This window comes from Herbiconiux solani NBRC 106740, from assembly GCF_001571005.1.
In the GTDB taxonomy this organism is placed as follows: Bacteria; Actinomycetota; Actinomycetes; order Actinomycetales; family Microbacteriaceae; genus Herbiconiux; species Herbiconiux solani.
In genome coordinates this window covers 289,906-313,081 of sequence record NZ_BCST01000003.1, presented here as the reverse complement: position 1 = coordinate 313,081, position 23,176 = coordinate 289,906, and the positions used below count along the sequence as shown (strand labels likewise).

The 23,176-nt window shown below is 71.4% G+C and carries 24 protein-coding genes and 1 tRNA gene; 14 read left to right on the top strand and 11 right to left on the bottom strand.

Features of this window, described 5'->3' with window-relative positions:
- Nucleotides 1-12 precede the first annotated feature (12 nt).
- From HSO01S_RS07070 to HSO01S_RS07045, 6 genes are all read right to left on the bottom strand, one after another.
- Nucleotides 13-318, bottom strand: coding sequence for a DUF2470 domain-containing protein (locus HSO01S_RS07070; protein WP_245635921.1), 306 nt, complete (start codon nt 316-318; stop codon nt 13-15).
- A gap of 11 nt (nt 319-329) precedes the next feature.
- Nucleotides 330-977: a dienelactone hydrolase family protein gene (locus HSO01S_RS07065; protein ID WP_066039855.1), complete on the bottom strand. Its 648-nt coding sequence runs from the start codon at nt 975-977 to the stop codon at nt 330-332.
- Nucleotides 978-979: 2 nt separating this feature from the next.
- Nucleotides 980-2,056: an MBL fold metallo-hydrolase gene (locus HSO01S_RS07060; protein ID WP_157078952.1), complete on the bottom strand. Its 1,077-nt coding sequence runs from the start codon at nt 2,054-2,056 to the stop codon at nt 980-982.
- A gap of 11 nt (nt 2,057-2,067) precedes the next feature.
- Nucleotides 2,068-3,084, bottom strand: a complete 1,017-nt coding sequence (locus HSO01S_RS07055; protein WP_084361444.1) for a nucleoside hydrolase — start codon at nt 3,082-3,084, stop codon at nt 2,068-2,070.
- Nucleotides 3,085-3,121: 37 nt separating this feature from the next.
- Entirely contained in the window at nt 3,122-3,520 is a 399-nt protein-coding gene (locus HSO01S_RS07050; RefSeq protein ID WP_066039852.1) for a DoxX family protein, read from the bottom strand.
- A gap of 19 nt (nt 3,521-3,539) precedes the next feature.
- A tRNA-Gly gene (locus HSO01S_RS07045) sits at nt 3,540-3,613 on the bottom strand.
- A gap of 48 nt (nt 3,614-3,661) precedes the next feature.
- Here HSO01S_RS07045 and dcd point away from each other — a divergent pair.
- Entirely contained in the window at nt 3,662-4,267 is a 606-nt protein-coding gene (gene dcd, locus HSO01S_RS07040) for a dCTP deaminase (protein WP_066039851.1), read from the top strand.
- On the opposite strand, the gene HSO01S_RS07035 is transcribed toward dcd, so the two are convergent.
- On the bottom strand, nt 4,264-5,694 hold the full coding sequence (locus tag HSO01S_RS07035) for an alanine--tRNA ligase-related protein (protein WP_066039850.1): 1,431 nt from the start codon (nt 5,692-5,694) through the stop codon (nt 4,264-4,266). The genes dcd and HSO01S_RS07035 overlap by 4 nt on opposite strands.
- Nucleotides 5,695-5,723: 29 nt before the next feature.
- Nucleotides 5,724-6,248, bottom strand: a complete 525-nt coding sequence (gene idi / locus HSO01S_RS07030; RefSeq protein WP_066039849.1) for an isopentenyl-diphosphate Delta-isomerase — start codon at nt 6,246-6,248, stop codon at nt 5,724-5,726.
- A 45-nt stretch (nt 6,249-6,293) separates the two neighbouring features.
- Between idi and HSO01S_RS07025 the strand changes: the two genes are divergently transcribed.
- The 8 genes from HSO01S_RS07025 to HSO01S_RS06990 are packed head-to-tail and all read left to right on the top strand — an operon-like array spanning nt 6,294 to nt 14,450.
- Entirely contained in the window at nt 6,294-7,364 is a 1,071-nt protein-coding gene (locus HSO01S_RS07025; protein ID WP_084361418.1) for a polyprenyl synthetase family protein, read from the top strand.
- Nucleotides 7,361-8,320 carry a phytoene/squalene synthase family protein gene (locus HSO01S_RS07020; RefSeq protein ID WP_245635920.1) on the top strand — a complete coding sequence of 320 codons (960 nt, stop codon included), beginning with the start codon at nt 7,361-7,363 and terminating at the stop codon, nt 8,318-8,320. Before HSO01S_RS07025 ends, HSO01S_RS07020 begins: the two co-directional genes overlap by 4 nt.
- Nucleotides 8,321-8,322: 2 nt before the next feature.
- Nucleotides 8,323-10,050 (top strand): phytoene desaturase family protein, encoded by a 1,728-nt coding sequence (gene crtI, locus HSO01S_RS07015; protein ID WP_066040068.1) that lies wholly within the window; start codon nt 8,323-8,325, stop codon nt 10,048-10,050.
- 13 nt (nt 10,051-10,063) lie between these two features.
- On the top strand, nt 10,064-10,396 hold the full coding sequence (locus HSO01S_RS07010; protein WP_066039847.1) for a lycopene cyclase domain-containing protein: 333 nt from the start codon (nt 10,064-10,066) through the stop codon (nt 10,394-10,396).
- Nucleotides 10,393-10,767, top strand: a complete 375-nt coding sequence (locus HSO01S_RS07005; protein WP_066039846.1) for a hypothetical protein — start codon at nt 10,393-10,395, stop codon at nt 10,765-10,767. Before HSO01S_RS07010 ends, HSO01S_RS07005 begins: the two co-directional genes overlap by 4 nt.
- Nucleotides 10,764-11,621: a prenyltransferase gene (locus HSO01S_RS07000; RefSeq protein ID WP_084361417.1), complete on the top strand. Its 858-nt coding sequence runs from the start codon at nt 10,764-10,766 to the stop codon at nt 11,619-11,621. The genes HSO01S_RS07005 and HSO01S_RS07000 overlap by 4 nt, the downstream gene beginning before the upstream one ends.
- A complete protein-coding gene (locus tag HSO01S_RS06995) occupies nt 11,606-13,000 on the top strand; it encodes an SGNH/GDSL hydrolase family protein (protein ID WP_066039844.1) in 1,395 nt (464 codons plus the stop codon). Before HSO01S_RS07000 ends, HSO01S_RS06995 begins: the two co-directional genes overlap by 16 nt.
- A gap of 49 nt (nt 13,001-13,049) precedes the next feature.
- The gene (locus HSO01S_RS06990) at nt 13,050-14,450 is read left to right on the top strand and encodes an APC family permease (protein WP_245635919.1); all 1,401 of its coding nucleotides are present in this window, start codon (nt 13,050-13,052) and stop codon (nt 14,448-14,450) included.
- Between the two features lie 292 nt (nt 14,451-14,742).
- Here the strand turns inward: HSO01S_RS06990 and HSO01S_RS19310 are convergent, their stop codons facing one another.
- From HSO01S_RS19310 to HSO01S_RS06975, 3 genes are all read right to left on the bottom strand, one after another.
- Nucleotides 14,743-16,911 carry a beta strand repeat-containing protein gene (locus HSO01S_RS19310; RefSeq protein WP_066039843.1) on the bottom strand — a complete coding sequence of 723 codons (2,169 nt, stop codon included), beginning with the start codon at nt 16,909-16,911 and terminating at the stop codon, nt 14,743-14,745.
- A gap of 96 nt (nt 16,912-17,007) precedes the next feature.
- The gene (locus tag HSO01S_RS18680) at nt 17,008-18,207 is read right to left on the bottom strand and encodes a hypothetical protein (protein WP_157078951.1); all 1,200 of its coding nucleotides are present in this window, start codon (nt 18,205-18,207) and stop codon (nt 17,008-17,010) included.
- 268 nt (nt 18,208-18,475) lie between these two features.
- Nucleotides 18,476-19,480 carry a sigma-70 family RNA polymerase sigma factor gene (locus HSO01S_RS06975; protein WP_169799955.1) on the bottom strand — a complete coding sequence of 335 codons (1,005 nt, stop codon included), beginning with the start codon at nt 19,478-19,480 and terminating at the stop codon, nt 18,476-18,478.
- A gap of 207 nt (nt 19,481-19,687) precedes the next feature.
- Here HSO01S_RS06975 and HSO01S_RS06970 point away from each other — a divergent pair, with 207 nt between their 5' ends.
- From HSO01S_RS06970 to crcB, 5 genes are all read left to right on the top strand, one after another.
- Nucleotides 19,688-20,389, top strand: a complete 702-nt coding sequence (locus HSO01S_RS06970) for a hypothetical protein (RefSeq protein ID WP_066039840.1) — start codon at nt 19,688-19,690, stop codon at nt 20,387-20,389.
- Nucleotides 20,390-20,500: 111 nt separating this feature from the next.
- Nucleotides 20,501-21,280 carry a YcnI family protein gene (locus tag HSO01S_RS06965; protein ID WP_066040065.1) on the top strand — a complete coding sequence of 260 codons (780 nt, stop codon included), beginning with the start codon at nt 20,501-20,503 and terminating at the stop codon, nt 21,278-21,280.
- A 98-nt stretch (nt 21,281-21,378) separates the two neighbouring features.
- Nucleotides 21,379-22,044: a copper resistance CopC family protein gene (locus HSO01S_RS06960; protein WP_066039839.1), complete on the top strand. Its 666-nt coding sequence runs from the start codon at nt 21,379-21,381 to the stop codon at nt 22,042-22,044.
- Nucleotides 22,045-22,086: 42 nt separating this feature from the next.
- The gene (locus tag HSO01S_RS06955) at nt 22,087-22,731 is read left to right on the top strand and encodes a fluoride efflux transporter FluC (protein WP_084361414.1); all 645 of its coding nucleotides are present in this window, start codon (nt 22,087-22,089) and stop codon (nt 22,729-22,731) included.
- Entirely contained in the window at nt 22,728-23,105 is a 378-nt protein-coding gene (gene crcB / locus HSO01S_RS06950) for a fluoride efflux transporter CrcB (RefSeq protein ID WP_066039838.1), read from the top strand. Before HSO01S_RS06955 ends, crcB begins: the two co-directional genes overlap by 4 nt.
- Nucleotides 23,106-23,176 lie beyond the last annotated feature (71 nt).

Genomic DNA, 23,176 nt, shown 5'->3' with positions numbered 1-23,176 from the left:
TCGCGGACCCGGTCAGGCGTGGGGTCGCGGCTCGACCCCGAGCACCGCGCAGGCCTCGTCGTAGAGGGCGACGATCTCACGGCGCACCTCCGCGCGTTCGGTGATCCGGCCGGCCGGCCAGGCGACGGATGCGCGGGTCGTCGAGCCGCCGACGGTCACGTCCCACACCCCGCCGTCCTCGTCGAGCCCGGTCATCGTGGCCGCCTCGGCAGAGGGGTTCACGAAGGCCCGGGCGATCAGGAGGTTGTCATCGGTGTGGTCGCCGTTCATGTGGCGCAGGATCGCGTCGACGACGTCGGTGGAGAAGGAGGAGGTCACGGGGCACCAACCTAGTCGAGCAGCTGCGCCTGCAGGAAGTACGTCGTCCGTGCGAAGGCCAGGGCGGCCGCGTTCTTGTCCAGCAGCGGCACCAGGGTCGCGTTCGCGAAGCCCGCGTGCGCGGTGGTGTAGCTGTGCTGGGTCGCGGGGGTGCCGTGCTCCTTGAGCCGGCTCACGAAGCCGTCCACGTCGACGCCGTTCGCCCAGTCGGATCCGGCGGGCCGATGCAGCAGCACCGGGCACGGGATGAGGTCGGCCTCGTCGTCGCCGAGCACCGCGTAGTAGGCGGCCACCGCATCCGCCGACCCGCTCTGGCCGAGCCGGAGGGCGTGCTCTCCCCCGTAGCCCAGGCCGATCACGCCCACGCGGGTCGCGCCGTGGGCCCGGCCCATGCCGACGGCGTCAAGGGCGGTGGCCAGCGCGAAGCCGGGCTCGGCGCGGGCGACCAGCTCGTCGGCGCCCTCGGCGTCGATCGTCGCGAGGCCGTCGAAGAGGTCGGGCACGAGCACGAAGAATCCCTGGTGAGCGAGCGCTTTCGCGTATGACTCGAGATAGGGCAGTCGGCCGTAGCCGTCGTGGATGATGACCACCGCCGGGCGGCCAGGCTCGCCGAACTCGAGCGGCCAGCCGGGCGAGGGGATGTCGACGAACTCGGGCATGATCAGGCTCCCGCCGGGTGGTCGGATGAGGCGCTCTGGCGCTCGAGGTGGGCCAGGTGCTGGGCCGTCTGGCTGAGCGCGGAGCAGAGGTAGAAGCCCGAGAGATTCTCGAAGCCCGCCGTCCAGGCGACCCCGGAGGCGATCCGCCAGACGGAGGCGGCCGGATCCGCGCGGAGCAGCGCCGCGATCTCGGCCGATCGGGTGAGGTGGTGGTGCCGGGTCTCCTCGATCCGCTGGGCGGCCCCGATGAAGCGGTAGCCGTGGCCCGGGAGCACCTCGAAGTCGGCGTAGGGGGCCAGGGAGTCGAGCGAGGCGAGGTAGTCTGCGACCGGATCCGTGGCCTGGCCGCCGAGCCCGAGGCCGGGGTAGATCGTGGGTAGCAGGAGGTCTCCGGTGAAGAGGAGGCCGCGGGCGTCCGCGTCCGTGTCCGTGCCCGTCCCCGTGCCGGTCTCCGTCTCCGTCGTCCTCTCCTCGACGAGGGCGAGGTGCCCCGGCGTGTGGCCGGGGGTGTGCAGCACGCGGATGCGGCGCCCCGGCACGGGCAGGAGGTCGTCGTGCTCGAGCAGCAGGTCGGCCTCGAACGGCGCCGAGTGGGCCGCGCGCACGGCGACGTCGGCGAGTTCGGCGCGGCGGGCTGCGGGAACGCCCCAGCGTTCGGCCCGCTCGGCGTCGTCGGCCACCCGGGTGGGAGCGGCTGCGGCGAGGGCGAGCACCGCCTCCTGCTCGGCGCGGTGGATCGCGACGAGCGCCCCGGTCTCGCGCCGGAGCCGCCCGGCCAGACCGAGGTGGTCGTGGTGCAGATGGGTCGAGACGACCGTGCGCAGCCGGGACGGCTCGGAGCCGATCGACCGGATGAGGCCGAACAGCCGGTCGAGGTTGTGGTCGTCGTCGACTCCCGGATCGACGACGTGGAGGTCGCCCTCGGAGTCCTGCAGCAGGTAGCTCAGCGTGTGCTTCGGGAGATGCTCGGACGGCATCGGCTGCGGAAGCAGCCAGGTGCCCTCGCGGACGAGCGCAACCGGTGCCGGACCGCCGCCGCCGGACTCGGCAGTGCGTTCCGCCTCGCTGACCGCGCGCATCCCGCCCGCCATCAGGGCAGCAGCGCGATCGTGTCGAGGAAGAGCCGGGCGTAGCGGAGGCGGTCGACGTCGAGGGCGACATCCACCGGGAGGGGCCCGGCCAGAGCACCCGCGGTTCCTCCCGCGGCGCCCGTGGGGGTGCGGTCGGGGGCGGCGTGCGCTCCGTGCACCGCGTCCTCCCCCACCCGCTGGCGGCGGTCGACCACGGTCTGACCACGGCTCGCGCCCGCGAGCTCGACCCGGACGGGCCGCCGCTCGACGTGCAGGGCTTCCGGATCGACCAGTGCGCAGACGGCGCCCGCATCGCCGATGTGCCCGGCGTAGCCGTCGGGGTTCGGTTCGCCCTCGGCGTCGTCGGCCATCTGGTGGTGCAGCAGGGCGCCGGCGAGCCGGCCCGAGGCCGACGGGCCGAGCAGGAGCTCGTCGGCGTCGCGCTCGTCGATCGTGACCTGGTTGAAGACGTCGAGGCCGTACATGAAGGTGGGCACGCCGGAGTCGATCACGATCGCGGCCGCCTCGGGGTCGTGCCAGACGTTGAACTCGGCGACCGCGGTCGCGTTGCCGCCGCTGGCCGATCCGCCCATGAAGAGGATGCGCTCGATCTTCGGCACCACCTCGGGGTACTGGCGGAGCAGCAGCGCGAGGTTCGTCTGGGGCGCGAGGGCGACGATCGTCACCGGCTCGTCCTGGGCCAGCAGGGTGTCGCGGAGGAAGTCGGAGGCGTGACGCGGGTCGACCTCGCGGGCCGAGACCGGCAGGCCCACGTCGCCGAGGCCGTCTCCGCCGTGCACGTGTGAGGCCCGGGCGGGTTCGATCAGGGGCCGGCGGGATCCTGCGGCGACGGGGATCGACGGGGCCTCTGCGACGTCGAGCACCTTCAAGGTGTTGGCGACGACGTTCTCGAGCGACGTATTCCCCGCGACGCATGTGATGCCGAGAAGCTCGATCTCGGGATGCGCGACGGCGAACATGATGGCGAGGGCGTCGTCGATCCCGGTGTCGACGTCGAGCAGAACGCGGTGGGTCACGACCACAATCTACCCGGCGTCGGCCAGTGCGCGGCGGTCAGCGCTTCGGGCGGGTCGACCAGAGCGCGAGGGCGACGAGCACCGGCTGGAAGAACAATCGCACCGCGCGCCGGCGGTCGGTGTCGAGCCCGAAGGCGTCGCGGCCGTGGATCCACTGCGAGACGTTGCCGGGGAAGATCGCCGTGAAGAAGGCGGCGGCGACGAGCCCGACGCTCTTCTTCTTGCCCGGCAGGGCTACCAGGGCCGAGCCGAGTGCGATCTCGGCGAGCCCCGAGACGAGCACGACGGTGTCGTCGTTCAGCGGCACGAAATCCGGCACCTGGGCCTGGAAGTCCTTGCGCGCGAACGTGAGGTGCGAGATCCCGGCGAACACCAGGACGGATCCCAGTGCGATGCGCGCGATCGTGCGCGGAACTGAACTCTTCGAATCGGCCATCCACCCATGATGGACCTCGTGGAGCGGATGACGGGAATCGAACCCGCGCTATCAGCTTGGGAAGCTGAAGTTCTACCATTGAACTACATCCGCGAAATGGTGCAGGAACGAGAATAGCAGGCGCGCCGTTACACTGACTCCGTGCTCCTCTCCGACCGCGACATCCGCACCCAGATCCGTGAGAACCGCGTCAGTCTCGAGCCCTACGAGCCGGCCATGATGCAGCCGTCGTCGATCGACGTGCGGCTCGACCGCTACTTCCGGCTGTTCGACAACCACAAGTACCCGTTCATCGATCCGGCCGAGGACCAGCCCGAGCTCACGCGGCTGATCGAGACCAAGCCGGACGAGCCGTTCATCCTGCACCCTGGCGAGTTCGTGCTCGGCGCGACCTTCGAGCGGGTGGGCCTGCCCGACGACATCGCCGCTCGGCTGGAGGGCAAGAGCTCGCTCGGCCGGCTGGGCCTGTTGACCCACTCGACCGCCGGGTTCATCGACCCCGGGTTCACGGGGCATGTGACGCTCGAGCTGTCGAACGTCGCGACCCTGCCGATCAAGCTCTGGCCGGGGATGAAGATCGGTCAGCTGTGCTTCTTCCAGCTCTCCTCCCCCACCGAGCGGCCCTACGGGTCGAGCGCCTACAGCTCGCGGTACCAGGGGCAGCGCGGGCCGACGGCCTCCCGCTCGCACCTCAACTTCCACCGCACCGACGTGTCGACGGTGGATGAAGGGGCGCTCGGGGGTTAGGAGGCGCCGCCGCCCGGCAGGCCCGCGGCACCGAGCCGCGTCGCGCCGCGGGAGCGGGCGCGCTGCTCCTCGAGCGAGGCCGCGAACGCGTCCTCCCAGTCGTCCGAGACGGTGATGCCGAGCCGGCGCGCCTCCTCGACCGAGAGCTCCTTCGGGAACCCGTAGGTGTCCGAGAGCCGGAACACGTCCTGGCCGGTGATGATCTCGCCCTCCCAGTCGGCGAGCGTCTGCAGCCCGCCGTCGAGGGTGCGGCGGAAGGCGTTCTCCTCCTTGACCAGCACGGCGATCACCTCGTCGCGCTGCGCGGCGACCTCGGGGTAGTCGTCGGCGTAGAGGTCGGCGATCACCGGCACCACGACCGAGAAGAAGTTCTCGCTGAGGCCCAGCGAGAGCGCGAGGCGGATGGCGCGGCGCAGCAGCCGCCGCATCACGTAGCCCTGCTCCTTGTTCGAGGGCCGCACCCCGTCGACCGCGAGGAAGGTGGCCCCGCGCAGGTGGTCGGCGATGATGCGCATCGCCGCCGTCTCGTCCTCGTAACGCCGGCGCGTCAGCGCCTGGAGCGACTCGATGATCGGCCAGAGCAGGGAGATGCGGAAGACGTCGTCCGAACCGAGGGAGGCCGCCGCGATGCGCTCGAGCCCGCCGCCGAAGTCGACGTTGCGCCGGGCGAGCTCCTCGAAGGAGCCGTCCTCCAGGCGCCGGTACTGCATGAAGACCTGGTTGCCGATCTCCATGAACTGGCCGCCGTCGCTCGCCGGGTGCGCGAGGCCGTACGAGGCATCCTGCTTGTCGGCGCCGAAGTCGTAGAAGACCTCGCTGTCGGGGCCGCAGGGGTCGCCGATCGGCGTGCCCTCGAGGGAGCCGCCGCGCGACCACCAGTTCTCGCCACCGTCGTAGAAGAAGATGCGCTCGCCGGGCTTCACGCCCCGGGCGTCGCCGTCGGCCTGCGAACCGATCTCGGCGATGCCGTTCGAGATGCCGCGCTCGGCGAAGACCTGCTGCCAGATGCCGGCGGCCTCGTCGTCGCGGGGGATGCCGTTCGCCGGGTCGCCGATGAAGCAGGTGACGTAGACGTTCTCAGGATCCAGGCCCACCACATCCACCAGGAAGGTGAAGAACTGGCGGATCTGCGTCTCCTTGAAGTAGTCGCCGAGCGACCAGTTGCCGAGCATCTCGAAGAAGGTGGTGTGCCGGTTGTCGCCGACGTCGTCGATGTCCTGGGCGCGCACGCAGGGCTGGCTGTCGACCAGGCGCTTGCCGGCGGGGTGCTCCTCACCGAGGAGGAAGGGCAGGAGCGACTGCATCCCGCTGCCGTTGAACAGCGTGCTGGTGTCGCCACGGGGCACGAGGGGCGCCCGGTCGATCACGGTGTGGCCGTTCTTCTCGAGAAAGGCGAGGTAGGAGTTGCGGATCTCGTGGGCGTCCATGGGGATCAGCATTCCATAACGCCGAGGCGTCAGGCCAGGTCGAGCTGGGGCAGCTGCAGGGCCAGCCAGGGGCTGAACGCCCACGGGGTCAGCGACACGGCGAGACCGAGCTCGGCGGCCTCGGCCCAGCGCCACTCCGCGACCTCGGCTGGGTTGGCGTCGATCGCTCCGGCCGCGCGGGCGACGTAGACCGGGCAGATCTCGTTCTCCACGATCCCGGATGCATCGATCGCGAGATACCGGAAGTCCGGCAGCACGAGCTCGAGCCCGGTGATCTCGAGGCCGAGCTCGGTGGCGGCCCGGCGGCGCACCGCGTCCTCCAGGTCCTCCCCCGGCGCCGGATGGCCGCAGAACGAGTTCGTCCAGACCCCCGGCCAGGTGAGCTTGCCGAGCGCTCGCCGGGTCACCAGGATGCGGCCCGCCTCGTCGAAGACGTGGCAGGAGAAGGCCAGATGCAGCGGGGTGTCGTCCGTGTGCACGGAGGTCTTGTCGGCGACGCCGATCGGGGCTCCCTCGTCGGAGAGCAGAATCACCTGTTCGGTCGCGGCGGTCATTTCACTATTGTCCTTTATAACAAGGTAGCCGTGTAACGTGATGCCGTGGACACTCACGATCTCGTCGCGGTGTCGGAGCGCCGGCAACAGCACGTCGACCGTGTTCTGGCCGCCTTCTTCAGCGACTCGCGTCGTCGAGCGGGTGCGCTCGGCGCCCCCTACTCCGCGCTGTGGGAGACGCTCGAGCGGAACGCCTCCGGCGGCAAGCGCTTCCGGCCCCGGATGGTGATGGCGGCCTACGAATCCCTCGGCGGAACCGACCTCGACGCCGCTGCCCACGTGGGCGCCGCCTTCGAGCTGCTGCACACGGCCCTGATCGTGCACGACGACGTCATCGACCGGGACTTCGTGCGCCGGGGCGGGCCGAACGTTTCGGGAAGCTACCGGGACATCGCGACGACCGCGGGCATCCCGTTGCCCACCGCCGAGCACCGCGGCATGTCGGTCGCGATCATCGCCGGCGACCTCGCCCTCTTCAACGCCTACCGGCTGATCGACCGCTCGGGCGTCGACGGTCTGCTGCGCACGCGGCTGCACGACATCCTCGACGAGGCGATGTTCGTCTCGGCCGCCGGCGAGCTCTACGACGTCGACTTCTCCATCCGCTCCACTCCCCCGTCGGTCGAGGAGATCGTCGACATGGAGCGCCTCAAGACCGCCGGCTACTCGTTCGAGGGGCCGCTGCAGGCCGGCGCGGTGCTCGCGGGTGCCGAACAAGCGGCCGTCGACGCGCTGGGCGACTTCGGGCGCGACATCGGCATCGCGTACCAGATCGTCGACGACCTGCTCGGCGTGTTCGGCGACGAGAGCGCCACAGGCAAGACGACGCTCGGCGACCTCCGCGAGGGCAAGCGCACCGTGCTGCTCGCCCACGCCGTCACGCAGCCGGAGTGGGCCGAGGTCGCCGACCTCTTCGGTTCCCCGACGCTCACCGCCGAGGAGGGCGACCGCATCCGCGGCGTCCTCGAGAAGACGGGCTCGCGCCGCTTCGCCGAGGCGCTCTCCCGCGACTTCGCGAACCGCGCCTGGAAGTCGCTGGTCGACGAGTCGCTGCCCGATCCCGTGCGCGAGGAGTTCCGCCCGATCGTGGCCTCGGTGCTCGGACGGGTGCGATGAGCCGGCCCCGGATGCGGCCGGCCGGGTCGGGGGCGGAGCCCAGCCTGTACGACCGGGTCGCCATGGAGACGGCGTCCATCGTCATCCGCCGCTACTCGACCTCGTTCAGCCTGGCGTCGCGCCTGCTCGCTCCCCCGGTGCGCCAGCACGTCGAGAACATCTACGCGCTCGTGCGCCTGGCCGACGAGGTGGTCGACGGCGTGGCCGCCGAGGCCGATCTCGCGACCGACGAGATCGCCGAGCGGATCGATGCGCTCGAACGCGAGACCTGCTCGGCGATGGACTGCGGCTACAGCACGAACCTCGTGGTGCACGCCTTCGGCTGGACCGCGCGGCGCGTGGGTATCGGCGAAGACCTGACCGCCCCCTTCTTCCGTTCCATGAAGGCCGACCTCTCGGCCACCCGGCACACGCCCGAGAGCTTCGACGACTACGTCTACGGCTCGGCCGAGGTCGTCGGGCTGATGTGCCTGGCGGCCTTCCTCGACGGCGTCGACACCTCTCCCGCCGAGCGCGAGCGCCTCACCGACGGCGCGCGGCACCTGGGGGCGGCCTTCCAGAAGATCAACTTCCTCCGCGACCTCGCCGCCGACTTCGGCACGCTCGGCCGCAGCTACTTCCCCGGCATCGACGTGAACACGTTCACCGAGGCGGAGAAGGCGCGGATCATCGCCGACATCGACGTCGACCTGCGGATCGCCGCGGCCTGCCTGCCGGGGCTCCCCGCCTCCAGCCGCCGGGCCGTCGCCCTCGCCCAGGCGCTGTTCGAGGAGCTCACCGACCGCCTGCGCGACACGCCCGCATCCGTGCTCGCCACGGCGCGCATCCGGGTTCCGTCGCCGGTGAAGGCGAGAATAGCCCTGGAGGCCGCGATCGGGCGGCTTCCGCGGCCTCGCGCTGGCACGCCGGGCGGGCCCAGAGCAACAGGATCAACAAAGGGAGACACGACCCAGTGACCGTGACGGCGAAGAAGGCCATCGTGATCGGCGGCGGGATCAGCGGTCTGGCCAGTGCCGCGCTGCTCGCCCGGGACGGCTGGGCGGTCACCCTCCTGGAGAAGAACGACCAGCTCGGCGGCCGCGCCGGCATCTGGGAGAAGGACGGCTTCCGGTTCGACACCGGCCCGTCGTGGTACCTCATGCCCGAGGTCTTCGACCACTTCTTCAAGCTCCTGGGCACCAGCGCCGAGGAGCAGCTCGACCTCGTCAAGCTCGACCCCGGCTACCGGGTCTACTTCGAGGGCGAGACCGAGCCGCTCGACCTGGCCGCGAGCCGCGAGGCGAACATCGAGCTGTTCGATGCCTACGAACCGGGTTCGGGCGTGCGGATGTCGGGATACCTCGACTCGGCCGCCGAGACCTACGAGCTCGCGAAGGACCACTTCCTCTACTCGACCTTCGAGAAGTTCTCGCCGCTGTTCGTCGCGCCGGTTCTGAAGCGTCTTCCCCGTCTGGTCCGGCTGCTGACGGAGCCGCTGGCGACCTTCGCGAACCGCACGGTGAAGGACCCGAAGCTGGCCCAGGTGCTGGGATACCCCGCTGTATTCCTCGGCACATCGCCATATGCCGCTCCGAGCATGTATCACCTGATGAGCCATCTCGACCTCACCGAGGGCGTGCTCTACCCGCAGGGCGGTATCGCCTCGGTGATCACCGCGATTGAGCGGCTGGCCCGGGCCGAGGGCGTCGAGATCGTCACCGGGGCCGAGGCCACGCGCATCGTCATGGAGCTGGAGGGCGCCTCGGTCGTCATGCCCGAGCCCGTCGACGTCTACGACTACGAGACCACCGAGTTCGACACGAACGTGATCGACCGGGACGAGCTCGCGCGGGTGCTGGCGGGGGAGGCGTCGACCGCCGTGCGGCCCGAGCCCGTCGTTCAGGAGCCCGGGGCCGGCAAGCCCGCCGTCGGGGGAGTGCACTACACCGACAAGTCGGGGCGGGCGCACTCGCTCGACGCCGAGGTCGTCGTCTCGACCGCCGATCTCTGGCACTCGGAGACGCAGCTGCTGCTGCCCGAACTGCAGACCTACCCCGAGGCGTACTGGGAGAAGAAGACCGCGGGCCCGAGCGCCCTGCTGGTGCTGCTCGGCGTGGAGGGCGAGCTGCCCGAGCTCGAGCACCACACGCTGTTCTTCACGAAGGACTGGAAGGGCGACTTCGGGCAGATCTTCGGGTCGAGCCCCAGCATCCCGTCGCCCGCCTCGCTCTACGTCTGCCGCCCCAGCGCGACCGACGACGGCGTCGCGCCGGCCGGGCACGAGAACCTCTTCGTGCTGGTGCCGATCCCCGCCGATCCGCAGATCGGCGCCGGCGGTGTGGACGGCGCGGGCGACCCGGGCATCGAGGCGCTCGCCGACGAGGCCATCGCCCAGATCGCGGAGTGGGCGGGCATCCCGGATCTCGCCGAGCGCGTGGTCGTGCGCCGCACGGTCGGGCCGCAGGACTTCGCGACCGACCTCAACTCGTGGAAGGGCACGGCCCTCGGGCCGGCGCACACCCTCCGGCAGAGCGCGATGTTCCGAGCGCGGAACGTGAGTGCGAAGGTCGACGGCCTCTACTACGCGGGCGGCTCGACCACGCCCGGGATCGGGCTGCCGATGTGCCTGATCAGCGCCGAACTCGTGGTCAAGCGGATGCACGGCGACACGAGCACCACCGCCCTGCCCGAGCCGCTCGGCGCCTGACCGGAGACCTTCCATGGGCATCCTGTACCTCGCTGCTCTCCTCGTGTCGCTCGGCGGCATGGTGGTGCTCGATCGGCGCTGGAAGCTGTTCTTCTTCGACAGCCCGGGCCGCGCCTCCGTCGTGCTCGTGGCCGGGGTCGTGTTCTTCCTGGTGTGGGACCTGTTCGGCATCGGGCTGGGCATCTTCTTCCGCGGCGAGACGGCGTTCATGACCGGCATCCTGATCGCACCCGAGCTGCCGCTCGAGGAGGTCTTCTTCCTGACCCTGCTCTGCTACCTGACGATGAACGCCTTCCGGGGCGCGCAGAGGGTGCTCGAGCACCGGGCGGAACGGGGGAGGGCATGAGCTACTGGGCTCTGAACGCGATCTTCCTGGCCGTCGTGGTGGTCGTCGCCGTGGTCGGGATCGTCCGTGCGCTCCGGGTCGGGCACGACCCCGTGCATCCGGATGCTCGTCGCCGCGCCCAGGGCCGCACGACTCACCGCACGACCGGCCGCACCCTCGGCGCGTTCGGCATCGCCCTCGCCCTGCTGCTCGTGCTCACCGCGGTCTTCGACAACGTCATGATCGGCATCGGTCTGGTCGGCTACGACCCCGACCTCATCTCCGGCGCCTTCATCGGCATCGCACCGTTGGAGGACTTCGCCTACGCGATCGCCGCCGCCGTGCTGCTGCCGTCGCTCTGGCTCCTCCTGGAAAGGCGCCCCCGCTCGTGATCCGCCAGCTCCTGCTCTCCTCGCGCCCGCTGTCGTGGGTGAACACCGCGTTCCCGTTCGCGGCGGGGTACCTGATGACGACCCGCGAGGTCGACCTGGTGTTCGTGCTCGGCACGATCTACTTCCTCATCCCGTACAACCTCGCGATGTACGGCATCAACGACGTCTTCGACTATGAGTCCGACCTGCGGAACCCGCGGAAGGGCGGGGTCGAGGGGGCCGTGCTCGACCGGTCGCTGCACCGCATCACGCTCTGGGCGGTCGTGATCACGAACGTGCCGTTCTTGGTCTATCTGGTCGCGGTCGGGTCGCCGGCATCCTGGGCCGTGCTCGCGGTCAGCGTGTTCGCGCTGATCGCCTACAGCGCGCCGGGGCTGCGGTTCAAGGAGCGGCCGTTCCTGGATTCGCTGACCTCCTCGACCCACTTCGTGAGCCCCGCCGTCTTCGGCCTGGTGCTCGCCGGGGCCGTCTTCACGCCGGGCCTGTGGGCCGTGCTGGCCGCCTTCTTCCTCTGGGGGGTCGCGAGCCACGCCTTCGGAGCGGTGCAGGACATCGTCGCCGACCGGGAGGGCGGGATCGGCTCGATCGCCACCGTGATCGGGGGAGCGACGACGGTGCGCATCTCGTTCGCGGCCTACCTCCTGGCCGGGGTGCTGCTGCTGTTCACGCCGTGGCCCGGGCCGCTCGCCGCGGTGCTCGCGCTGCCGTACGCCGTGAGCATCCTGCCGTTCTGGTCGGTGGGCGACGCCGATGCCGAGAGCGCCAACGCCGGGTGGCGACGGTTCCTCTGGCTCAACTTCTTCGCCGGGTTCCTGATCACGATGCTGTTGATCTGGACGTGGGTGATCTCGTGAGCGGGGCCGGCGGCGCGCGCGGCTCCCGCGGCGCCGTGGCGGCGGCCGCCGAGGGTTCGGCGCGCCGGCGCACGCTCACCGCGGTGCTCGGGGCGCTCGGCGTCGTCATCCTCGCGATGGTGGCGGTCGTGGCGCTGCTCGTCGTCTTCTCGCCGCCCACACCCGGCACCGCGACGGCCGGCGACGACGTTCCGGTGGCCGGGGCGCCCCGGAACGCCGTCTTCTCGTTCGGGCACACGGTCGGTAATACGGTGCCCAGCCCCGATGCCGAGATGGATGCGAGCCAGCGCCTGCCCTTCGAGCTCGCGGTCGCGCCGGACGCCTTCCGCATCCGGATCGAGAACCGGCAGTACAACGCCGAGACGACCTTCGACGACGGGGTGCGGCTGACGGGGCTGTGGATTGGGGACGGCGGGGTGACCGAGGACGGCACCGCGAGTGCACCGGCCGACGGCATCCTGCGGCCCACCGGCGCCTACACCTCCATCCCCGTCGAGCTCGCCGGGCCTGTCGACGTGGGCCCGGGCGGCTTCGTCACCGACTGGATCACGCCCGACCAGTACGCGCTCGGCGACGGCATCCCGTACCTGCTGTCGATGGGCTGGACGGCTCCGGCCGGCGCCACGCTCGCGACCTACCCGGGGCTCTCGTGGCTGGCGACCGGGGCGGGGTCGTCCGCATCCTCGGTCGTCTCGGCCATCGCTCCGGTCGGCGTCTCGACGACCATGAACTACTTCGACATCTCGCTCGAGTACAGCTTCTCGAGCGATGCGCCCGTGCTCGTCAGCATCGGCCACTCGCTCAACACACCGGTGAACGGCAAGCGCAAGCTCTTCCCGACCCGGGGCGAGAACACGTCGTGGCCGCAGCAGTGGGCCGCCGAGCACGACGCGATCGCCGTGAACATGGCGTCGTCGGGGGCGGTGACGACCGACTTCCGGGCCGACTCGACCAAGTGGGAGCAGTTCGCCGGCATCGACCCGCAGATCGTCACGATCTGGGCCGCGTCGAACGATCTCTCGGACGGGCATCCCTTCGATGAGGTCCAGCGCAACTGGCTCGAGATCCTGGCGACGGTGAAGTCGCAGTGGCCGGATGCCGCGGTCTACGCGATGACCGAGCCGCCGCGCGGGCTCACGGGGTCGTCGGAGGCGACCCGTGTCGAGTGGAACGAGTGGATGCGGTCGGTGCCGGACGGGCTCTCCGGGGTGATCGACGCGGATGCGCTGTTGCGCGGGCAGGCCGATCCGACGCACCTCGACCCGCTGTACGACGCCGACGGGGTGCACGTGAACGAGGCGGGGCACGCGTTGATCGCGGATGCGGTGCCGGCGCTGCCGCCGGTGGGCGGGGGAGCGACGGGGGAAGCGTCGGGCTGATCTTCGGCGCGGGCATCGCCGTTCACGTCGGGCCGGTATTCTGCGCGGCATGACGGAGCCCGGGATGAACCCTGCTGGTGCGAGCGGTGGGGGCGCTGCGATCGGCGGTGGCGCGGCTGTCGGCGGCGGACGGCTGGCGCGCAAGCTCGGGCTCGGCGATGCCGTGTTCATCGGGCTGGGGGCGATGATCGGGGCCGGGATCTTCTCGGCCTTCGCGCCCGCCGCGGGGGCCGCGGGCTCGGGTGCCGGGCTGCTGATCGGACTCGCCGTCGCGGCCGTCATCGCCTTCTGCAACGCGACCTCGTCGGCGCAGCTGGCGGCGGTCTACCCGGCATCCGGCGGCACCTACGTCTACGGTCGCGAGCGGCTGGGGGAGTGGTGGGGCTTCGCCGCGGGCTGGAGCTTCGTGATCGGCAAGACCGCGAGCTGTGCCGCAATGGCGCTGACTTTCGCGCTGTACACGATCCCGGATGCCTGGGGCTGGGCGGCGAGACCGGTCGCGGCGCTCGCCGTGGCGGCCCTGGTCACCGTGAACCTGTTCGGGGTCACGCGCACCGCGCGGCTGGCGCGGGGGATCGTGGTGGTGGTGCTGGCGATCCTGGCCCTGGTCGTCGCATCCGGGGTCGTGGCGGCCGTGGGCTCCTCTGGGGCAGACGCGGGAACGCCGGGGGTCGAGGGGGTCGACGGGGTCGTCGGGGGCGGGCCCGCGGGGGTGCTCGGGGGGCTGGGGGTCTACGGCATCCTGCAGGCGGGGGGCCTGCTGTTCTTCGCGTTCGCCGGCTACGCGCGGATCGCGACCATGGGGGAGGAGGTGCGCGACCCGGCGCGCACGATCCCGCGGGCGATCGTCATCGCCTTCGCGGTGGCGGTGGTCGTGTACGCGGCGATCGCCGTGGTGACCCTCGGGGCGTTGGGGGCGGGCGGGCTGGCGGCGTCGACGGATCCGATCGCCGCCGCCGTCGAAGCCGACGGGTGGGCGTGGGCGACGCCGATCGTGCGGCTCGGGGCGGCGCTCGCGAGCCTCGGGGCGCTGCTGGCGCTGATCACGGGGATCGGGCGTACCTCGCTCGCCATGGCACGGGAGGGCGACCTGCCCCGCGCGCTCGCCGTCGTCGACCCGCGACGCTCGGTGCCGCGGAGGGCGGAGCTGGTCGTCGGCGCCGTGGTCATCGTGCTCGTGCTCTCGGTCGACCTGCGGGGAGCCATCGGCTTCTCGTCGTTCGGCGTGCTGCTGTACTACTTCGTGGCGAACTTGGCGGCGTTCACGCAGCCCCGGGAGCACCGCCGCTACCCGCGGGCGCTGCAGGTGTTGGGTGCGGTGGGGTGCGTGGTGCTGGTGGTGACGCTCCCGCCCCTGTCGATCGCGGTCGGCGTGGCGGTCCTGGCGCTCGGCGCCCTCCTCCGCGGCCTCGCGCGCTCCCGCCCCCGCGCCCGCACGCCCTCCCGCTGACGCGCACCCGTCGTCGCCCCCTCCCCACTTCGCCGAGAAGTCACTTTTACGTCTTCCCGCGTGGTTTTGGGCGTAAAAGTGACTTCTCGAGGGCCCATCGCGTGACTTGCTCGCGTCCTCACCCATCCCGCGCGTCCCCGTGCATCCACTCACTTCGCCGAGGGGTCACTTTTACGTCTTCCCAGGGCGTTTTGGACGTGAAAGTGACTTCTCGGGGAGACGCTAGGTTTCGGCGGGCAGGGTGAAGCGGGGGCGCCCTGGGTGGGCGCCCCCGCGAGGTGGTGCTGAGGGGCTACTCCTGGGTGCCCGTCTTGCGGCGGGTGGCGGCCAGGAGGGTGGTGCCGAGCAGGAGCAGCAGGGCCAGTCCGCCGATCAGCGGGAAGGGGTTGCCTCCCGTGAGGGCCAGGCTGCCGGTGTCGGCTCCGGCACCGGTTCCCATCGCCGCGGAGGCGACGGGGGTGGTGGTGAACCCGGCCGGGACGACCGTGGCAGGCGTCACCGGAGCCGCCGGGGTGGCGGGGCTGGTGGGCTGCTCAGGCGTCACCGGGGTGCCCGGGTCGGTCGGGGTCCCCGGGTCCGTCGGGCCGGTGGGGTCCGTGGGATCGGTCGGATCGGTCGGGTCCGTCGGGTCCGTGGGATCGGTCGGATCGGTGGGGTCCGTCGGGGTCACCGTGGATCCGCCGGTGGTGCAGTCGCCGATGACGCAGGCGGCGTTCCCGCCGATCGTGATGGGGAGGTCCAGGATCGGGATGATCTGGTTGCCGCCTCCGATCGATCCGTCACCGTTCGTGGCCGGGTTGCCCAGGGTGCCACCGGTGGGGGTGGTCACCGTCGAGCCGGTGGAGGAGGAGTCGCCGATCACGGAGACGCCGTTGCCGCCGACCGTGACGGGGAGCCCGATCACCGGGATCACCTGGTTGCCGCCAGCGACGCTGTCGTTGCCGTCGGTGGTGGCTCCGCCGGTGGTGCCGGTGTTGCCCGTGTTGGTGGTGACGTCCGAGCCGGTCGAGGAGGAGTCTCCGATGACCGAGATGCCGTTGCCGCCGATGGTGACGGGGGCGGTGACGTCGGGGTTGATCTGGTTGCCGCCGGCGACGCTGTCGTTGCCGTCGGTGGTGGCTCCGCCGGTGGTGCCAGTGCCGGTCCCGTTACCGGTGGTGCCGGTGGTGGTTCCGACGTCAGAGCCGGTCGAGGAGGAGTCTCCGATGACCGAGATGCCGTTGCCGCCGATGGTGACGGGGGCGGTGACGACCGGGGTCACCTGGTTGCCGCCCGCGACGCTGTCGTCGCCGGTCGTGGTGCCGGAGCCCGAGGTGGTGCCGGTGCCCGTGGCGGGGGTGCTACCGGTGGTGGTGACGTCCGAGCCGGTGGAGGAGGAGTCCCCGATCACCGAGATGCCGTTGCCGCCGATGGTGACGGGGGCGGTGACGACCGGGTTCACCTGGTTGCCGCCTGCGACGCTGTCCTCGCCGGTCGTGGTGCCGGTGCCCGAGGTGGTGCCGGTGCCGGTTCCGCTACCGGTGTTGCCGGTGGTGGTGGCGAGGTCGGAGCCGGTCGACGAGGAGTCGCCGATGACCGAGATGCCGTTGCCGCCGACCGTGACCGGGGCGGTGACGACGGGGTTCACCTGGTTGCCGCCTGCGACGCTCTCCTCGCCGGTGGTGGTGCCGATGCCGGAGGTGGTGCCGCTGCCGGTGTTGCCGGTGGAGGTTCCGACGTCGGAGCCGGTCGACGAGGAGTCGCCGATGACCGAGATGCCGTTGCCGCCGATGGTGACGGGGAGCGCCACATCGATCGGCAGCTGGGTGCCGCCGAGGATGCTGTCCTCTCCGGTGGTGGTCCCGGCCGCCGGCGCGGTGCCGGTGCCAGCAGTGCCGGTCGTGGCGCTCGAGCCGGTCGAGGAGGAGTCCCCGATGACCGAGACGCTGTTGCCGCTGACCGTGATCGGGACCGCGACGTCGATCGGCGCCTGGGTGCCGCCGAGGATGCTGTCGTTACCCGAGGTGGAGCCCGCCGACGACGAGTCCGCGACGGGAGCATCCGCCGCCGGGGCCGCCTGGGCCGGAGCCTCGACGGTGGCGTCCTCGGTGGCCGCGTCGCCGACACCGGAGATCGCGTTGCCCGAGACCGTGATCGGGACGTTCACGTCGACGATCGCCTGAGTGCCCGAGAGCACCCCGTCGAGGCCGCTGGTGGAGAGTTCCACGGGAGCCGGAGCCGGAGCCGGAGCCGGAGCGGCATCCGACGAAACCGTCGAACCCGACGAGCTGCTGTCGCCCAGTACGGCGACACCGTTGCCGGAGAGATCGATCGGCAGGTTGATCTGCACGACCGCTTGGTTTCCGGAGCCGATCGAGTCGCTGCCATCCGTCGTGGCAGCGTTCGCGACTCCCGCACCGAGGGCGCACAGCCCACCGGTGATGAGGACTGTCCACAGTCCCCGCGAGACGAACTTGTTCATGAGTACACTTCTCCAAAAATTGATTGACCGAACAGGACACGGACATGCCGCGTCAGAACCCATCAGCCCCGGAGCATCCACGGGGCGAGGGTTCGGTCAGTCAGGAGAAGTGTCGGTCTCGTGCACCGGGGACGAGGGGATGTCCTCGTCGACCGCGGTGCCCGTCAGAGCGCCGAAGAGAGCCGGGAACACGCCCGCACCCACCACGTCGGCTCCGAAGCCTGCGCCCGCCCCACCGGGGCCGGACGAACCGCCCGCGGCACCCGACGTCTGGCCGGACGGGGCAGCAGGGCCGTAGGGCGCGCCCGGAAGAGCGGGCGAGAGCGGGGTGGCAGGCGAACCCACAGACCCCGAGAGAGCAGCCGCAGAGGCGTCCGAAGAGCCGTCAGCAGCCGACGCAGAAGAACCAGAAGCGGATGCGGCGAACCCGCCGCCCACACCCGCGAGCCCACCGGCTCCGGCACCAAGACCAGCACCGCCAAGCCCGGCCGAAGGGCCGCCGACGAAGGCGCCGGGAAGAGCCGCGACCGGGCCGAGAACCGGCACCGACGGCGACTCCGAACCCGGGTTCAGCACCCCGGGAAGCCCGGGAACACTGGGAACTCCGGGAAGACCAGGGAGACCGGGCAGCACCTGCGTGCCGCCGCCGGCCTCGACGATCGGGTCGGCGACGTCGTGCACGACGGGTGCGACGGTGCCGGAGACGACATCCGTGAGAACCCCATCGACGACACCCGTGACCGGGGCCGTGACCGACCCGACCGGGGCCGATCCGAGCACATCCGAGACCACGGGAACCTGCGCGACGACGCCGTCCACGACACCGACGACCGGGTCGACGATGCCCGAGACCGGGCCCGCGTCGACCACGTCGGCGACCGTGTCGGTCACCGCGGGGACGACCGCGACGACATCCGCCACCGGCTCGGAGACCGGGGCGGGAAGAACCTCGACGACGGGCGTCACGACCTCCGTCACGACCGGTGCGACGACCTGGTCGGAGACCCCGGACACCACGTCGCCGACCGCACCGGTGACCGGCGCGACCACGTCGCCCAGCCCCCCGACGGCCGAGCCGACCGACCCGAGGAGGCCGGCGACCGGCCCCGTCGTGGGAGCTTCATCCGCCGATGCCGAGGACGCCCCCATCAGCGCACCCGCCACGACGAACCCCGCAGCGACTCCTGCGGCACCCAGCCCGATCCGGACCCACCGGCGCTCGATCCACCGCGAGACCGAAGCCGCGCCCGAGGCGCCCGACAAGCGGGCCGCCGGCACAGAAGCCGTACTCTCCACGATGAATCACCTCCCGGACACAGATCGCAGAAGCTAGATAGACCCAACACCACTCCTCGACACGTGTCCTGTCAACGGATGCTGCGCCCGACCCGTGGAGGATCAGTAGAAACTACCTAGACGACTACCTAGACCGGCCAGCGCGCACAGGCCCAAAGGCAGCACCTCCGGGCAACGAAAAATGCCCGCCACCAGGGCGGGCATTTCTCAGGGAGATCGTCGAAGAGACGCGCGGAGGGCCGGGCGCAGGCGCCGGACCCTCAGGGCCTCACGCGATCAGGTAGTCGTGCAGGGCCTCGTCGCGCAGCATCCCGAGCGCGCGGCGCTGGATCTGACGTGCACGCTCGCGCGAGACGCCGAGCACCTCGCCGATCTGGTCGAACGACATCGGGTCTTCGCCGTCGAGCCCGAACCGCATGCACACGACGTGCGCCTCGCGGGGAGGCAGCGTCGCCAGCGCGACCGCGAGGTCGTGGTGCTGGAGGGTCGCGGCGGCGGCGTCGAAGGGCTGAGCCTGGGTGGTGTCCTCGATCAGGTCGCCGAGCTCGGCGTCGTCGTCTCCGACGGGGGTGTGGATCGAGACGGTGTCCCGACCGTGGCGGATGAGCTCCTGCACCTTCTGCGGCGGCAGGTCGACGGCGGCGGCGACCTCGTCGATCGTCGCCTCGCGGCCGAGCTCGATCATCAGACGGCGCTGCATGCGCGTGATGGAAGAGATCTTCTCCGAGGTGTGCACGGGGATGCGGATGATGCGCCCGCTGTCGGCGAGGGCGCGGTTGATGGACTGCTTGATCCACCACGACCCGTAGGTCGAGAACTTGAACCCGGCCTGGTAGTCGAACTTCTCGACCGCGCGGACGAGGCCGATGTTGCCCTCCTGGATCAGGTCCAGGAAGGGGAGGCCGCGCTCGAGGTACCGCTTGGCGATCGAGACGACGAGGCGGAGGTTCGCCTGGATGAGCTGGCGCTTCGCGGCCTGGCCGTCGCGGGCCAGCCATTCGAGTTCGCGGCGGAGGGTGGGCTCGAGGGTGGGGTCTTCGGACAGCTTCGCGTCGGCGAGCACGCCGACCTCGATCCGGCGGCCGAGGTCGACCTCGTCCTCGGCGGTGAGAAGGGCCGTGCGACCGATCTGGCGGAGGTAGTCCTTCACCGGATCCTCCGACGCTCCCCGGATGTCGCCGAGGCGCGCCTGGGGCTCGGCCTCGTCGATCTCGGTGGCGGCCGCGACGCTGGTGCTGCGGGCTGATGCTGTGGTGACTGGTGTGCGCGACATGTTCATCTCCGTTACTACTTCGACTACTTCTTCTTCGACTATCCCGGTCGTATCGGCAGGTTAGCCCCGCAAGGGGCGTCCCCCGAAATGGGGTACGGGGGGCTTGACAAGCGGCCTTTCAGAGGACTAATGGCTAGATTATCTAACAACTTGTTTACCCAGTGCATCGATTTTCAGCCCTCAGATGCGGGCCTCTAGAATCAAGGAGTGGAGAGGAACAGCGCGACGACCGAGCGGGTGACCCGCGTCGCCCGCGGTCTCGCCGCCGCCGCTCTGGCCACCTTCGTCGCCGCCTTCTCGCACGTCGCAGCCGGCGGAGGCGCCGCTCCCGGCACAGCGGGGCTCGCGCTCTCGATCGCCTTCTCGGCCGTGGTCTGCGTGCTGCTCACCCGACGCTCCCTCTCCCTCCCTCTTCTCACGCTCTCGGTCGCCCTCAGCCAGGTGGTCTTCCACCTCCTCTTCGGGGTGGGGGCCGGCGACGGTTCCGGTCTGGTCGTCGCGAGCCACGAGCACCACGGGCTGACGGTCAGCACGCTCGTGCCCGACCCGCTGCACACCGTGGATGCGGTGGCCGGCTCACACGCGCACGACTCCTCGACGATGTGGCTGGCCCACGTGCTCGCCGGCGTGATCACGGTCGTCGCATTGCGGAACGGGGAGCTGGTGCTCCGGCGCCTGCTCGCGCTCGGCCATGCCGTCGCGGCGCGACGCGAACTCGTCACCGCGGCCGTGCGCGCTCTGGTACGCGCCGTCTCGGGGACGACGGGGCTCCGCCCGGCCGCCCCGCGCATCCTGGACCGGGCGGTCGGACTGCCCGTGCCGGACCGGCTGCGCGACCTCGGGGTCGTGCTCGGCTCCCTGCGGCACCGCGGGCCGCCGCACGTGGCGCTCACGCACCTCCCGGTCTGATCGGTCGTACGCCGGTCGGGCGTTCGTGCGTGGGTGACGGATGCCCGGGGCCGCGTTCCCGGGCGATCGATCGACGGCGCCTCGCCGCGATCCACCACGGAAGGCTTCACCATGACCACCTCTCTCACCCGGCGGGCCACCGCCGTCTCCGGCGCCCTGCTCGCGACGGCCGCGCTCACCCTGGCCGCACCCCTCGCCGCCAGCGCCCACGTGCACGTCGAGCCCGGCCAGGCCTCGGCGGGCAGCTACACGACCCTCACCTTCAAGGTGCCCAACGAGTCGGCGACGGCGAGCACCACCTCGGTGACCGTCGACCTGCCGACCGACACCCCGTTCACCAGCGTCAGCTACCTCCCCGTTCCGGGGTGGACCACGACGGTCACCACGGCCGCTCTGCCCGCGCAGGTGACGGTCGGTGACGCCACGATCACCGAGGCTCCCGTGTCGGTGACCTGGACCGCGGTCGACGGAGTCGGGATCACGGACGGGCAGTTCCAGGAGTTCCCGATCTCGGCCGGGCCCGTCCCCGAGACCGGCAGCGTCGAGCTGCCGGCGCACCAGAGCTACTCCGACGGCACGGTCGTCGACTGGGCCGAGGCCACCCCGGCGTCGGGGGAGGAGCCGGAGCACCCGGCACCGACCCTGTACATCGAGGATGCGCCGCCGGCGTCGGAGGACGCGGGGATGGCCGCCGGCTCGGGTTCGGGTGCCGAGATGACTGTCGCTTCGGCCTCGGACTCCGACGCCGCGACCGCTGCCGCCGACGCCTCGACCTCGGCCTCTCTGGCGGTCGGGCTCGGGATCGGCGGGTTCGCCCTCGGGGCGATCGCTCTCGTGGTGGCCGCGGTGGCGCTGCTGCGTCGCCCGGCGTCGCGTGAGGCCGGCCGATGACCCGTACGAGGATCGGGACTGCCCGGCTGCCTCGTGCTCATGCTCACGCTCGTGCTCGTGCCCGGGGCCTCGGCTCGGCGCGCCGCACGGTCAGCGGGATGATCGCCGGCGCGGTCGTCGCCGCGCTCGCCGGCGGGGCGCTCGTGCTCGGATCGGCGGGAGCCGCATCCGCCCACGACTACCTCGTCTCGACGAACCCGGCCGACGGCTCGACCGTGACCGAGCCGTTGTCGACGGTGGCGCTCACGTTCAACGAGCCGCCGCTGACGCAGTCGGGCACGGCGATCGCGATCGAGGTGCACGACGCCGGCGGCACGAACATCGCCAGCGGGCCGGTGTCGATCGTCAACAGCACGCTCAGCATCGCGGTCGCGCCGGCCGCCCAGGGCGACTACACCGTGCTCTGGCAGACGGTGTCGGCCGACGGGCATCCCGTGTCGGGGCACTTCGCCTTCACCTACGCCGGCCCTGCGGGCGGGTCGGGGGCGGCGGCTCCCGGCGCGGGTGCGTCTACGCCGGCGGCCGGTCAGGATGCGGGCGACGCCGCATCCGGCTCGGGCCAGGCGGCCGGGTCGCCCACCGCGACCGCGGGCTCCGGCGAGCCGGCCGGTTCGGGTTCAGGCTCGGGCTCGGACGATGCGTCGGCCTCCGGCTCGGGCGGTATGCATGTGCCGTTCGTGCTGATCGGGCTCGGGGCCGCCGGGGGAGTGATCGTCATCGTGGCGATCGTGCTCGTCGTCGGTCTGCGGCGGCGTGCGCGGTAGTCTCCGAGCACGATCAGTTCGCGAGGCGACCGGAGGAGTGGGATGACCGAGGGCGCCCCCGACGACGACCGCGGGGCCGGGCGTGGCGACGCGCTCGGCCCTTCGGGTGCCGACCCCGGTGCCCGTCCGGGCCAGGGTGGCCCGAATGGCCGGTCGGGTGCCGACGCGCGACCCGGACTCCCGCTCGACTCCGACGCCGTCGAGAACGACCTCCCCCCGCACCTCCGCCTGGGCTACCTGGCGCTGGTGGCGGGGGGAGGAGCCGTCGGCACGGCGCTCCGCGCGGCGACCTCACTTGTCATCGCCCCCGTGGGGCAGTTCCCGGCGGCGATCTTCGGCATCAACGTGGTGGGTGCGTTCGTGCTCGGGCTGCTGCTGCAGACGCTGGCCCTGCGCGGGCCCGACGTCGGGAGTCGTCGCATCATCCGCCTGCTCGTCGGCACGGGCGTGCTCGGCGGATTCACCACCTACAGCGCCCTCTCGGCCGACAGCGCCACGCTGCTCAGCGAGGGCGGCATCGGCATCGCCCTGATCTACGGCGCCGCCACGGTGATCGTGGGCGGACTGGCCAGCTGGCTCGGCATCGCCCTCGGCTCTCGTTTCGGCACGCGTGACGGCGGGCGTGACAGCACGCCGGCTTCGGGGCAGCCGGGGCAGACCGGCCAGCCGGGGGAGGGCACCCGATGACCCCGATCCTCTTCGTCGCCTTGTCGCTGGCCGGGGGTCTCGGAGCCGCGACCCGCTTTTTGGTCGACGGCGTGGTGAAGGCGCGCATCCGCTCGAGCTACCCGATCGGCGTGACCGTGATCAACGTGAGCGGTTCGTTCCTGCTCGGGCTGCTGACCGGGCTCGCGCTCGGCCAGGTGCTCTCGCACGAGTGGCTGCTCGTGCTCGGCACCGGATTCCTCGGCGGCTACACGACCTTCAGCACGGCGAGCTTCGAGACGGTGCGGCTGCTGCAGACCGGCCGCGTCGGGGCCGGCCTGCTCAACGGGGTCGGGATGCTCGTGGCCAGCGTCGCGGTCGCGACCCTCGGCCTGTGGCTGGGCTCGCTGGCCTGAGCCGGCGCATCCCGAGCCCAGCTGCCGAGCCCGGCGCCGCGCTCAGCCCGCGAGGTCAGCCCTGAACCCCG